Annotated in this window: 9 protein-coding genes; 5 read left to right on the forward strand and 4 right to left on the reverse strand. The window is 58.9% G+C overall.

The window, feature by feature from the left end:
- Positions 1-145 precede the first annotated feature (145 nt).
- Positions 146-2,095 carry an LTA synthase family protein gene (locus CJU81_RS23185; RefSeq protein WP_095038404.1) on the reverse strand — a complete coding sequence of 650 codons (1,950 nt, stop codon included), beginning with the start codon at positions 2,093-2,095 and terminating at the stop codon, positions 146-148.
- Between the two features lie 226 nt (positions 2,096-2,321).
- Here CJU81_RS23185 and colR point away from each other — a divergent pair, with 226 nt between their 5' ends.
- The 5 genes from colR to CJU81_RS24315 all read left to right on the forward strand — a co-directional run bounded on the left by colR (position 2,322) and on the right by CJU81_RS24315 (position 6,093).
- Complete coding sequence (gene colR, locus CJU81_RS23190) at positions 2,322-3,005, forward strand: two-component system response regulator ColR (RefSeq protein WP_016779797.1); 684 nt, start codon at positions 2,322-2,324, stop codon at positions 3,003-3,005.
- Positions 2,995-4,275, forward strand: coding sequence for a sensor histidine kinase (locus CJU81_RS23195; protein ID WP_095038405.1), 1,281 nt, complete (start codon positions 2,995-2,997; stop codon positions 4,273-4,275). The genes colR and CJU81_RS23195 overlap by 11 nt, the downstream gene beginning before the upstream one ends.
- A 196-nt stretch (positions 4,276-4,471) precedes the next feature.
- Positions 4,472-5,152 carry a class I SAM-dependent methyltransferase gene (locus CJU81_RS23200; RefSeq protein ID WP_095038406.1) on the forward strand — a complete coding sequence of 227 codons (681 nt, stop codon included), beginning with the start codon at positions 4,472-4,474 and terminating at the stop codon, positions 5,150-5,152.
- Positions 5,153-5,155: 3 nt separating this feature from the next.
- Positions 5,156-5,872: a lipopolysaccharide kinase InaA family protein gene (locus tag CJU81_RS23205; protein ID WP_095038407.1), complete on the forward strand. Its 717-nt coding sequence runs from the start codon at positions 5,156-5,158 to the stop codon at positions 5,870-5,872.
- The gene (locus tag CJU81_RS24315) at positions 5,872-6,093 is read left to right on the forward strand and encodes a hypothetical protein (RefSeq protein ID WP_095031264.1); all 222 of its coding nucleotides are present in this window, start codon (positions 5,872-5,874) and stop codon (positions 6,091-6,093) included. Before CJU81_RS23205 ends, CJU81_RS24315 begins: the two co-directional genes overlap by 1 nt.
- Positions 6,094-6,263: 170 nt before the next feature.
- Here CJU81_RS24315 and CJU81_RS23215 read toward each other — a convergent pair whose 3' ends face one another.
- Genes CJU81_RS23215 through CJU81_RS23225 form a run of 3 tightly spaced genes read right to left on the reverse strand, consistent with a single transcriptional unit; the run spans position 6,264 to position 9,894 of the window.
- Positions 6,264-7,361, reverse strand: a complete 1,098-nt coding sequence (locus CJU81_RS23215; RefSeq protein ID WP_095038408.1) for a DUF1513 domain-containing protein — start codon at positions 7,359-7,361, stop codon at positions 6,264-6,266.
- Positions 7,362-7,375: 14 nt separating this feature from the next.
- Positions 7,376-8,440 (reverse strand): imelysin family protein, encoded by a 1,065-nt coding sequence (locus CJU81_RS23220; RefSeq protein ID WP_095038409.1) that lies wholly within the window; start codon positions 8,438-8,440, stop codon positions 7,376-7,378.
- Between the two features lie 26 nt (positions 8,441-8,466).
- On the reverse strand, positions 8,467-9,894 hold the full coding sequence (locus tag CJU81_RS23225; RefSeq protein WP_095038410.1) for a di-heme oxidoreductase family protein: 1,428 nt from the start codon (positions 9,892-9,894) through the stop codon (positions 8,467-8,469).
- Positions 9,895-10,673 lie beyond the last annotated feature (779 nt).

The following is a 10,673-nucleotide window of genomic DNA, read 5'->3' on the forward strand; positions in this document are numbered from 1 at the left end:
GAAATACAAAACGCCCGATGCGGTGCATCGGGCGTTTTGAGACTGAAATTGGTGTAAACCTATTTCAGGACTAGACATCTATTAAAAGCCCCTCACCCTGGCCCTCTCCCTTTGGGAGAGTGCCAGGGTGAGGGTCGCAAGGCAATTACCGTTGCGAAACCTGCCCTGCTTCGACCTGCGCCGGCTTCCAGCCCAACAACTGCTGCTTGTAACCATGACTGGCGCCTTGGTAATAGGCAATCGCCCGTTCAATCAATGGATCGGTCGCCGGTACCCGCGATTCAATACTGGTGCTCAGTGCATCATCATGGCGGCGCAGCCCCTGACGCGGGCTGAGAATGGCCAGGTCTTTGCCGTCAAACAAACCCAGATGCTGGTAGTTACCCACCACTACCCGTGGCGGTAGCGGGTTGTCCTGCAACAGGTTGCGGCCAAAGAAAGTCGACTGGTAGTCCAGGTTCAACAAACCGAGCAAGGTCGGCGCCAGGTCGATCTGGCTGGCCAGTTGCGAGTTTTCACGGGCTTCGATCAGCTTGGGCGCATAGATAAACAGCGGGATCTGGTAGTTGGTGATCGGCAAGTCTTCCTTGCCGGCACTGCCTGCCGTGTGATCAGCCACGAAGACGAAGATCGTGTTATCGAACCAGGGTTTTTTACGCGCATCGTTAAGGAATTGGCCGATGGCGTAGTCAGTGTATTTAACCGCGCCGTCGCGACCATTGCCCGACTTGATGTCGATCCGGCCTTCAGGGTAGGTGTAAGGGCGGTGGTTGGAAGTGGTCATCAACTGCAGCAAAAACGGCTTTTGTTGTGCGTAATTGGCATCGGCCAGTTTCAGGGTTTCGCGGTACAGGTCTTCGTCAGCCATGCCCCAGGCATTTTTGAAATGGATATCGGCTTCATTCACGCTGCTTTGGTCGACAACGCGGTAACCGTTGCCGCTGAAGAAGGCGTTCATATTGTCGAAGTAACCGCGCCCGCCATAGACGAACACGCTGTCATAGCCCACGCCATTGAGCTGCTGGCCGAGGCTGGCAAAGCCGCTTTCACGACCGATACGCTTGACGATGGAGCGCCCCGGCGTCGGCGGAATAGCCAGGGTAATGGCTTCCAGGCCGCGGTCGGTGCGGGTGCCGGTGGCGTAGAAATTGTTGAAGTACAGGCTCTCTTTGCGCAACTGATCCAGGTTCGGCGTCAGGTTGCGGCCATCACCGTTGCTGCCCAGGTACTTGGCGCTGAGGCTTTCGATGGTCACCAGCACGATATTGGGTTGGCGCACAGTACCGGGGTTGTCGATATTGCGGCGGATATCCAGCGGGTCCTGGCCAACAAAGGTGGCGTTGGGTTCGGTCAGTTCGGTACGCAGCTGACTGGCCACCACGTCGGTGGGCAGGCTGGCGTAAAACTGCTGGTAGTCCAGTTCATTGTTACGGAATGCAGCGAAGAACTGGTATGGGCCGTTGCTTGCCAGTTCATGCTGATAGGCGTTGCCGCCCTGGCCACGCGGACCGTCCTGGTCGAGCAGTTGCAGGCTCAGGCCAGCAACCAGCAACAGGCCGGCGAAGGTCGCCAGACGACCGCCAAAGGATGGCAGCGGGGCTTTCATGGCCGCGTTGAACGGCTTGCGCAGTGCAAGGCTGAGCACAATGGCCGCGAGGGCGATAGCGCTGAGCAGGATGCCGATCGGGTAGGACTCCATCACGTTATTCAGTACTTCATCGGAGTAGACCAGATAGTCCACGGCAATAAAGTTGAAGCGCACACCGAACTCGTCCCAGAACAGCCACTCGGCTACGGCGGTGAACAGCATGGCAAACAGGCTGACGGTCAGCAGGCCTTGCAGAAACCATTGATGGCCACGTCGACGCCACAGCGCAGGCGGACACAGCAGCAGATAAAGGCCCAGGGGCACTGCGGCATAGGTCAGGAAACCGAGGTCGTAGAGCAGACCGATCCCGAACACCGGCAGCCAGTTGTTGCCGGCTTCTCCCAGGTGGGTGACCAGCAGGACGCCTCGGGTAATCAAAAAGGTCGCCAGCCAACAGCCAGTCAACAATAGGAGGTAGCGCATAGGCGCGGTGTGCAACAGACGCATTGTTTGTTTTTCCTTAAACGCGGGAACGCGGGAGGCTTTATTTCGGGGGAGCGGGAGTGTGCGCGCGCCACTGTATTGAGTTTGTGAACCGATAGTAAAAAAAATGTCATTTCTGTGAGAGCTATAACTAAATTGTCTGAGCGCCCTGTGGTGCTGGCCCTGCGCTGTTGTTGGCCTTAAGCTGCGCGGGCCAAGACGGCCGTAACTGTGAACGGAGAGAGTGCCCATGCGAATTCTATTGGTTGAAGACAACCGCGATATCCTCGCCAACCTTGCCGACTACCTGGGTCTCAAGGGCTATACCGTTGATTGCGCGCAGGATGGTTTGTCGGGCCTGCACCTGGCGGCCACCGAGCATTACGACCTGATTGTGCTCGATATCATGTTGCCCGGCATCGACGGCTACACCCTGTGCAAGCGCCTGCGCGAAGATGCCCGGCGCGATACGCCGGTGATCATGCTGACTGCCCGCGATCAGCTGGACGACCGCCTGCAAGGTTTCAAGTCAGGTGCCGATGACTATTTGCTAAAACCCTTTGCCCTGTCGGAACTGGCCGCCCGCATCGAGGCAGTTTTGCGTCGCGCCCAGGGTGGCGGGCGCCGCGAGTTGCAGGTCGGCGAGTTGCGCTACGACCTCGATACCCTGGAAGTGACCCGTGAAGGCCGTCTGCTCAAACTCAACCCGGTGGGCTTGAAACTGCTGGCGGTACTGATGCAGAAAAGCCCCCACGTGTTGCGCCGCGAAGTGCTGGAAGAAGCCCTGTGGGGCGACGATTGCCCGGACAGCGACAGCCTGCGCAGCCACGTCCATCAATTGCGCCAGGTCATCGACAAACCGTTCGACAAGCCTCTGTTGCACACCGTACATGGCGTGGGCTATCGCCTCGCCGAGGTTCGTGATGGAGTTTAGGCAAAGTCTTTCCCAGCGGATCATCATCGCTTTTGCATTGATGAGTGCGCTGGTGGCAGGCACATTCGCTGTGGGCATTATTGCCACCGTGCATCTGGTCGAAGAGAAACTCATATCGGCAGGGCTGGGTGGGGATTTGCAGCGCCTGTTGCTGATGGACAACGGCGCGGAGTGGAACCATCGCCCCAAGCCGAGCCAGCTGTTTTATTTCAGTGGCGGGCGTGGCGACTTTGCCCTGCCCAAGGATCTGCGTCACCTCGACCCGGGCTTTCATGAAGTCTTTCGTGACCAACTGTCGTATCACGCGATGGTGGAAGTGGTCGATGGCCGGCGCTATGTCCTGTTGCAAGACCAGAGCGATTTTGAAGAGCGTGAGCGGGTACTGTTTGCCGTGGTTGCCGTCGGTTTCGTGCTCGCACTGGCGCTGGCGGTCTTTTTGGGCTGGACCCTGGCCCGGCGGGTGATGGCTCCGGTTATCCGTCTGGCGCGCCAGGTTCGCCATCGCGATCAGTTATTGGGGCTGGCACCGCCATTGGCCCCGGATTATGCGGCTGATGAAGTGGGCGAGCTGGCAGTGGCGTTCGATGCCACTCTGGGTCGCTTGCGCGATACCCTGACGCGCGAACGTTTGTTCACCAGTGATGTAAGTCACGAGTTACGTACTCCGCTGATGGTGTTGGCCAGTTCCTGCGAGCTGTTGCTGGAAAGCCCCTCACTGGATCAGCGCAGTCGCTCGCAGGTCGAGCGTATTTCCCGCGCCTGTGAGGAAATGCGCGAACTGGTGCAAACCTTCCTGATGCTGGCCCGTGCCCAGCACGAAGATGCCAGCATGTCGCCAACGGTGACCCTGACCACTGTGGCCGAAGGCCTGATCAGCCTGTGGCGCGAGCCGATAGAGGCAAAGGGCCTTGAGCTGATCTACGAACCCGGCAATCCGCTGGATACCCGCTATAACGCCACTTTTCTGCATGCCGTTATGGGCAACTTGCTGCGCAATGCGCTGCATTACACCGACAGCGGGTTTATCCGGCTGACTCTGGAACCCAGCGGTTTTGTGGTGGAAGACAGCGGCGTCGGTATTCCCGAAGAAAAGCGCCAGGCAATGTTTCAGCCATTTGTGCGCGGCAGCGAAAAACGCGGTGAAGGTCTCGGGTTGGGCCTGTCACTGGTGCAGCGTATCTGCGATAGCCAGGGCTGGCGCGTCACTCTGACCACCATGGAGCCCAACGGCTGCCGTTTTCACGTCGAGCTTGGCCCGGCCGACGTTTGAAACCCCTCCAGCGGCCTGCACTCTGCAGGCCGCTCCCTCCGAAAGTCTACGGGCAAGTGGCCCTACGCCAGTATTTACGCCCTGTAAAACCTTGAAATGTTTGTGCGAATGGTCTGACGGAATTTTCACCTGATGATGACCTGGTGCACACGTTCGGCTGATTAAGGTAGTGCTCATATGCTTCAGGAGCACCTTTATGAACCCGATTATCAAACTCAAGTTTTCTGAAAAGTACGACCAGCAGCACGCTACGCAATACCTGATCAAGCACCAGGATGGCCTGGCCCGACGCTTGTCGCACAAGCGCGATGAGCAATTGGCGCGCCGCGCCTTGCACCTGGCAGGCGAACCTCAGGTCGTTCTCGATTTGCCTTGTGGTGCAGGCCGTTTCTGGCCGTTGCTGGCACAAATGCCAGGCCGCGAAATCATCGGTGCCGACAACTCGGCGTCGATGCTGGAGGTGGCATCTTTGGCGCAATCGCCTGAGGTGGTGAAACGGGTACGGCGCTTGCAGACGTCAGCTTTTGAAATAGATTTGCCTGATAACTCGGTTGACAGTGTTTTCTGTATGCGCTTGTTGCACCACATTGGCGATGCAAGCCACCGGATGGCTCTATTGCGGGAGCTTCATCGTGTCAGCCGCGACAGTGTGATTATTTCGTTGTGGGTAGATGGCAATTTCAAGGCCTGGAAACGCAAGCGTCTTGAGCGTCAGCGCGCTGCAGAGGCAGAACAATTCGGTTACCAAAACCGTTTTGTGTTACCTGCTGCTACAGTGGAGGCGGAATTCAAAAAGGCAGGTTTCACCGTTCAGGACCATTTGGACTTTATTCCGCTCTACGCGATGTGGCGGGTTTACGTATTACGAAAGAGATAACTCATGACCGTTGATTTTGTACCGCAATCCCCCTCTGCGACTGAAGACCCATTCGAGTTTTACTGGAATCAGCAAGGCGAATGGGTTGAAGAGCCCAACCAGCGTCGCGGGGGTGAGAGTGGTGTACAACGGATTCATGATAGTAATGGGCGCTTGCTCTACGTCAAACGACAAGTGGGGCATACCTACCGCAGTTGGCGTTACCCGCTGGGTCGCCCGACGGTTTTGCGTGAACAGGATGCGTTGCTGGCCTTGAGCGCTTTGTCGGTGGGTGTGCCGGAACTGGTGTATTGCGGGGCGCAACAAGCAACAGACAAACAATGGCGTGCATTGCTGGTGACCGTGGGCCTGGAGGGCTTTGTCGAGATCGATAACTGGTACGCCGCAGGTGAGCGCGAGCGTCACGGTGAAGCGGTACATGACCGTGTGCTTGAAGCGATAGGTCATACCTTGGCACGCATGCATCTGGGCCGTTGGCAGCATGGCTGCCTGTACGCAAAACATGTGTTTGTACGGGTGACGGGGCAGGGCGAAGGGGCAGAAATTGATGTGGCTTTGCTGGACCTGGAAAAAAGTCGGCAACGCCTGACGGCCCAAAAAGCCGCTTCTCACGATCTTAAGCAATTGCGCCGCCATTCGTCGTGGAGTGCCACAGAGTGGGACAGACTGATCTATTTTTATAAGACAGTGTTTGGCAGCGCTATCAAAGGTTTACGGTGATGAGGCGAGAAATAGCACGAAGTTTGTTTCTACTGGGCGCTCTGGCCGTTGCTGGCGTGGCGTTTGCAGCTTGGGAGCAGCCTGTGACTCAAGTGTTGAGTGGCCCCCAAATAGGGGCTCATTGCCCGTTGCCGCGGGTGGTTAAAGCGGCGGTAGCAACCCGACCCGACCATGATTTGCTGCTGTTCATGTTTGGCATGAGCCAGGGGCTGAAGAAGTAATAACCCATGTAGTCGTTGACGAGCCGTGCGAGGCTACGTCCGGCTGCGCAGCAGTCGTAAAGCCGGTGGCACGGGGTATCAGAAACATCGAAGCCGAATGGTTTTACGACTGCTGCGCAGCCGGACGCAGCCTCGTTCCTTCGGCAGCGACTACAGGGGTTTGTGCAGCTCTACATGATATGCAAATGGTTGTCCCATAGCCCTGATGGCAGATCCAGAGGCTTGGCAACCAGGTCGTTCTGACGGCAATCGTAGAAGCGGCAACGGCCCTGGCCGGACGTCACTACAAAACCATCTTTCACCGCACCCACCCCCGCACAGTCAGGCAATGGCGCATCCAGTCGCAAGGCGCCGCTGTCCAGGTCCCAGACAAAAAAACGGTTCCCCCTGGGTGCGGTCAGCGCAACCAGCCGCAATTCACTGTGCACCGCGACACTGGCCGTGTAATGGCCCATGGCGCGCAGTTGTGGCTCGGCCACCGGAAAGGGCGCAAATGGCTGGCCGGGACGCTTGATGGCCAACAGTTCCGACAACTCGTGGGCATCACCCATAAATTGCTGGCAGGCGACGATGGTGCCGTCACTGGCGATGCCCAAGTGGCGCACACTGTTCATTTGCTGGGTCAGGGTTTCCTTGCTGAGCAGGGTGCCGTCCCGTTGCATCAGCACCAGGCTGGGCTCCATCGCATTGAGGTTCATCTCGACCCGGCTTTCGGCTTCGGTACGAATTCCGCCGTTTGCCACGACCAATGTTTCACCGTCAGGCATCCACGACACCTGATGCGGGCCCACGCCGTGGGTGGGGATTTCGCCGCTGTGAACCAGACGTTCGCCCTCAAAGCGATAAACCCCCAGCAAGCCACGGCCCGGATCAGTGGTGTCGTTTTCAGTGGTGTACAACCACTCGCCGTCTTTATGGATCACTGCATGACCATAAAAATGCCGGTTGGGCAGGGAGGTCAGGGTTTGCAGCAACTGCCCGTCGGTCAGGCTGACCAGGTAGCTTTCGGTGCCGGGGCGCCGGGCCACGAACAAGGCGATGGGCAGCGTCGGGTGGTTGATGATGTCATGGCAGCGCTGGCCGACCCGGGTGCTGAACACCTGAGTGCCATCGAGTCGATAGCCCACGGCAAAGTGATTGCCGTCTGCATCGTCGCGGGCACTCAGCAGCAGCGGGCTTTGGCCTTTTTGTTTAAACAGCGACCAACCGCCCAGCGTGATTGCACTGAGCAGTAAACCACCAAGCTTGAGTGCTTGCCTGCGCATCATCGAACCTTCCTTCATCAATCGCCGTCGTTGGCGTTAAAGCCCAGCTGGATGCCCAGAGCCTTGGCCAGTTCACCTTCGTGCAGGCGGTGAACCACGTTCAGGCTGTCATAGATAGCGTTCAGCTGGGCGCGGCCAGCATCGTCTGCCAGCAGCTCATTTAGCGTGCGCTGGTTGTCATTGAACAGCTTGAGCGAGGTGGCGTAGGCCGCGTCGATCTTGTCTGCCAGCGGTTTTTGTTCGGCGGGCAGCAGGCTGCGCAAGCCCTTGTTGTCGACACCGGCCCAAACGGTCTGGGCTGCGGCCAGGCTGGCGGCCAGGCTCTTGAGTGACGACTCGCTGCGCCATGCATCAGCCTGGAACGGTTGCGGGATGCCCTTGCTCTGGCGGCCCATTGGCGTGCCGAGTTTTTTCTTCAGGGTATCGAGTGCGGTGACCTGCACACGCAGCACGTCAGCGATGGCTTCGTGGGAGTCGGCATAGCGCTGGTTGGGGAACTTGCTCATTTGCGCGAGCATGCCGTCAGTGCTGTTCCAACTGGCGAGGATTTCTTCGGCCAGTTGTTTCTGACGTTCGCCGATGGCGGTCAGCAGCGGGCAGTAACGGGCTTTTTGCGCATCGTCAGCCAGGTTGATGTTGCTGTCGAACAGAATGTATTCGTAAGCAGACAGGCCTTGCACCACAACGCTGGACTTGGCCAGTGCAGCGGCATCGATTTGCGGCTGGGCAACCACCAGTTGCTCGACCTGACGGCCGACCAGGTTTTTTTTGTCCGGCCAGAACTGTACCTGCCACGAACGATTGCCTTCGGCCAAAGGCCCGATCAGCAGCGGTTGCAGCTCGGCCCAGGCTTTTTGTGCATGCAGGAAGTCGGCGCGGGCCGTATCGAGGGTTTCCTTGCCCTGGCAATAGGCCAGAGCACTGACTGCCAGTTGGCGATCGGCTTCAACCCAGCGGCTGTAGGTCGGCAGGATCACTTGTTTGGCGATGGCTGCCGAAGTGACGGCCTGCGGGTCTTGTGGCGAGCAGGCAGCCAGGGCGATGGCGGCAAGGCTGGTGAACAAAAGCTTGGGTCGAAACATGTCGGGGTCCCCGATCTTGTAAGGCGTTAAAGAGAGTTCAGGAACGCCAGCAACGCAGCGCGCTGCTCGGCATTAAAACGTAAAACTTGCTGCCTGGCGGGTTCGGCTTCGCCGCCATGCCACAGCACGGCTTCAAGCAGGTTGCGGGCACGTCCATCGTGCAAAAACTGAGTATGACCACTCACTGCCTGGGTCAAACCAATGCCCCACAACGGTGGCGTGCGCCAGTCGCGGCCGCTGGCGGCGAACTCGGTGCGGTTATCGGCAAGGCCCGGGCCCATGTCGTGCAGCAGCAGGTCGCTGTACGGGTGAATGACCTGATTGGCCAGTTCGGGCTCGGCAGCGCTGGCCGATGTCGTGAATGTCGGTGTGTGACAGGCGCTGCAGCCTGCCTGATAGAACAGGTTTTTACCGGCCAGCACCTGGGGCGCGCCGACATCGCGTCGGGCGGGCACGGCCAGGTTGCGGGTATAGAACTCGACAAGGCGCAGAATGTTGTCACTGACCTCGGGTTCGCCATCCGGGCCATTGCCGTTGGGCGCCTCGAGGCAGGCAGTTTGGGCCTTGGTGCAGTCATCGAAGGGTCTCAGGGAAGTCGTGAGGCCCATATCACCAGAAAAGGCGTGAACATTTTGTTGATTGAGGTTCGGTTGCCCGGCTTTCCAGCCAAAACGGCCCAAAACAGTCTTTTGTTGCGCGTCGTCCCACACCCAGTTCGGGCGTCCGGCCACGCCGCCAGCGGTTTTGCGCTGGGCATCGGCATTGGCCAGGATCGCTTCGTTGGGGATCGCTTCGAGCAGCCCCAGGCCGATCATCGGCGGCGCGATGCGCGCGGAGAAGCGGGTGTCAGGATGCATCGGGCCATAGCCCAACTGGGTGATTTGCAGCGTGGGCTTGCGCAGCTCGACTTCAGTGCCGTCCTTGAAACGCACGGTCACAGGTTCGTAATCAACTCGCACCTTGCCCTCGGGGGCTACGCCGGGAACCGACATGTCCTGCAACTGGCCGCCATAGACTGGCTCGGGCACGATGCCTGCCTGCTCAATCAGCGTGGCGTAAGTCGGGTCGTTGGGGATCGACAGGCGGACCAGCATCGACACCGAGTTTTTGGCCCCGGGGGCGGGCGGGTGGCCGCGGCCATCCTTGATGTGGCAGTTCTGGCAGGCGTTGGTGTTGAACAGCGGGCCCAGGCCATCACGCGCGGTTGTGGTGGACGGGGCTATGACCCAGGGGCTGCGGAAAAAACTGTTGCCGACACTGAAATCCAGCCGCCGGGTAGGCGAAAGGTTGGCAGAGGGCATGGAAAAGGCGTTGTGATCACTTTTACGCACCGTAGTCGCCCCGCCGGAGCGGGCTTCGCCGGGCTCGGGTTTGGTAAAGCGCGGGGCATCATCACAGCCGCCAAGGCCCAGGGCCACTAGCAGCAGAGACAGGCGAAGAGGCAACGAAGGCATCAAGCGTCCAGATCAGTGAGCAAAATCGAGGGCGTAAAGTCTAGCAGGGAAGGTGAATTGAAATAAGAGGGATTAGCGTTTGCTGTGACTTGGGGCAGACAAATGCCTCTGTAGAAACGCTGTTGCCGATCAAGCCCTCCTGTTGTTCGCAAATCTCTCATCCAAACCGGCCGGTCGGCCGCCTCGGAGGCTTTTGATCTAGCTTTTGATCTGGCTTTTGATTTTGATCTACCTGCCCCATCGGCAGGCCGAGTGGAGGTTCTGCGCAGTGGGTCGACCGGCATGGATGCCGGGAGAGCCGCCATGGGCCATGGATGGCCCGTGGCGGCGTGCCCACGGAGCGGGACCGGAAGGAGGGAACTTGAGCGCAGCGAAGGCCGTACGCCAGGGGCAAGGCCTTTTTGGTTCCTTTTGTGGCTGTTTGACAAAAGGGACTCGCCGTAAGGGCGAAACCATAATTTCAGTTAGGCGCAAATGCCGGATATGTACGCGGTACACCCGTTAAAACCACCGGGTACATATCCATTCGATGCATCACGGCTCTCTACGGGTTCCGCCCTTACGGCGGCTCACTTTTGTCAAACAGCCACAAAAGTAAGCAAAAAGGCCTTGCCCTGCCATACGGCCGCCTCGCCTAGGCTCGCCGGTGCCCTCACTCCGGCACTGTTATGGGGGCACGCCGCGACGGGCCATCCTTGGCCCATCGCGGCTGGCGCGGCGTCCTGCCGCGCCACCCCCATAACAGCACCTGCGTTCGGCCTTCTCCGGGCTTCTTTCAT

This window comes from Pseudomonas fragi, from assembly GCF_002269505.1.
Taxonomy (GTDB): domain Bacteria; phylum Pseudomonadota; class Gammaproteobacteria; order Pseudomonadales; family Pseudomonadaceae; genus Aquipseudomonas; species Aquipseudomonas fragi_D.

Bases quoted from the DNA above. Each gene is read 5' to 3' on its own strand.
- CJU81_RS23185 (WP_095038404.1), bottom strand. From the start codon at position 2,095: ATGCGTCTGTTGCACACCGCGCCTATGCGCTACCTCCTATTGTTGACT.
- colR (WP_016779797.1), top strand. From the start codon at position 2,322: ATGCGAATTCTATTGGTTGAAGACAACCGCGATATCCTCGCCAACCTT.
- CJU81_RS23195 (WP_095038405.1), top strand. From the start codon at position 2,995: ATGGAGTTTAGGCAAAGTCTTTCCCAGCGGATCATCATCGCTTTTGCA.
- CJU81_RS23200 (WP_095038406.1), top strand. From the start codon at position 4,472: ATGAACCCGATTATCAAACTCAAGTTTTCTGAAAAGTACGACCAGCAG.
- CJU81_RS23205 (WP_095038407.1), top strand. From the start codon at position 5,156: ATGACCGTTGATTTTGTACCGCAATCCCCCTCTGCGACTGAAGACCCA.
- CJU81_RS24315 (WP_095031264.1), top strand. From the start codon at position 5,872: ATGAGGCGAGAAATAGCACGAAGTTTGTTTCTACTGGGCGCTCTGGCC.
- CJU81_RS23215 (WP_095038408.1), bottom strand. From the start codon at position 7,361: ATGATGCGCAGGCAAGCACTCAAGCTTGGTGGTTTACTGCTCAGTGCA.
- CJU81_RS23220 (WP_095038409.1), bottom strand. From the start codon at position 8,440: ATGTTTCGACCCAAGCTTTTGTTCACCAGCCTTGCCGCCATCGCCCTG.
- CJU81_RS23225 (WP_095038410.1), bottom strand. From the start codon at position 9,894: ATGCCTTCGTTGCCTCTTCGCCTGTCTCTGCTGCTAGTGGCCCTGGGC.